The sequence below is a fragment of the Salipiger sp. HF18 genome (assembly GCF_011806505.1).
Classification (GTDB): Bacteria; Pseudomonadota; Alphaproteobacteria; order Rhodobacterales; family Rhodobacteraceae; genus Salipiger; species Salipiger thiooxidans.
In genome coordinates, this window is record NZ_JAATOS010000798.1 from 1 (window position 1) to 1,170 (window position 1,170).

A 1,170-nucleotide genomic window follows, 5' to 3' on the forward strand; every position below is an offset into this window, starting at 1 on the left:
GTGGTGGCCCAGATGCCGTGGAAGACCCGGAACATTCCGACCTTGGGCGAGCTGGCCATTTCGGCGCTGCTGCGGTCGGCAAGGATCGCTTCGAGTGTGGCGGCGGCGTAGTTGTCGCCCGTCGTCTGACTTCCGGTCAGCGCACGCGCGTAACGGCGCAGGTAGGGAAGCGCTGCTCCGATGGCCTGACTCAGGTCACCCTTTGTCATATCGATCGTCCTTTTTTCGATTTTTTTCGGGAACCAAACGCTGCATCGCTGCATTGGTTCCGGCATGAGTGGAAAATAATGCACGGGCGCGGCAGTTAAAAGAGCAAGGACAACATGGGTCATACGCGGAGAAAAGACAAAGAGACCGAGGTCATCGACGAGAACCTGCGGCGGGGGTATCAGGACATGCTGGACGAAAAAATGCCGGACCGTTTCCTTGATCTCATTGCGCTCTCAGGAAGAACCGTCTTCCGGCGGGGAGGCCCAATGAGCGGCGATCCACGCGACGAACTCGTCGATCACCTCCCGGCGCTGCGCGCCTTTGCGTTGTCGTTGACGCGCAACGGCGCGGTCGCCGATGACATGGTTCAGGACACGCTGGTCAAGGCGTGGTCCAAGATCTCGACCTTCGAGGCCGGGACCAACATGCGGGCATGGCTCTTCACCATCCTGCGCAACACCTATTATTCGAACCGCAGGAAGGCGGGGCGCGAGGTCTCCGATTCCGAGGGCATCTTCACCGAAAGCCTCTCCGAGAAGCCGGCCCACGACGGACGGCTTCAGCTCGCGGATTTCCGGCGTGCCTTCGTCAAGCTCACCGACGAACAGCGCGAGGCGCTGATCCTTGTGGGCGCGCAGGGCTTCTCCTATGAAGATGCCGCAGAGACATGCGGTGTGGCCGTGGGCACGATCAAAAGCCGGGTCAACCGGGCGCGTGCAAGGCTGACCGAGCTCCTGAACCTCGATGAACACGAGGGTCTGGAGATGACGGACCAGGCCACGATGGCGGTGGTGACCGGAGCACGTCCGGCGGCGCGCTGATTGCGCGACGCCGGGAGCGGCTGGGAAACAGGACGGAAGCGAGCTGGGAATAATGAACGACAAGGCCGGCCTGCGACTGCGGCCCATGGGGCTTGCGGCGCGAATGATCCTGTTCCTGACGCTGGCGCTCGTTCCGATC

General features: G+C 62.1%; 1 protein-coding gene and 2 pseudogenes. 2 read left to right on the top strand and 1 reads right to left on the bottom strand.

The window, feature by feature from the left end:
• A pseudogene (locus HC022_RS27045) lies at positions 1-209 on the bottom strand (response regulator); the annotation flags it as partial.
• A gap of 114 nt (positions 210-323) precedes the next feature.
• Here HC022_RS27045 and HC022_RS29955 point away from each other — a divergent pair.
• Positions 324-428 (top strand): annotated as a pseudogene (locus tag HC022_RS29955) (NepR family anti-sigma factor); the annotation flags it as partial.
• Between the two features lie 48 nt (positions 429-476).
• Positions 477-1,031, top strand: coding sequence for an RNA polymerase sigma factor (locus HC022_RS28870; protein ID WP_008885605.1), 555 nt, complete (start codon positions 477-479; stop codon positions 1,029-1,031).
• Positions 1,032-1,170 lie beyond the last annotated feature (139 nt).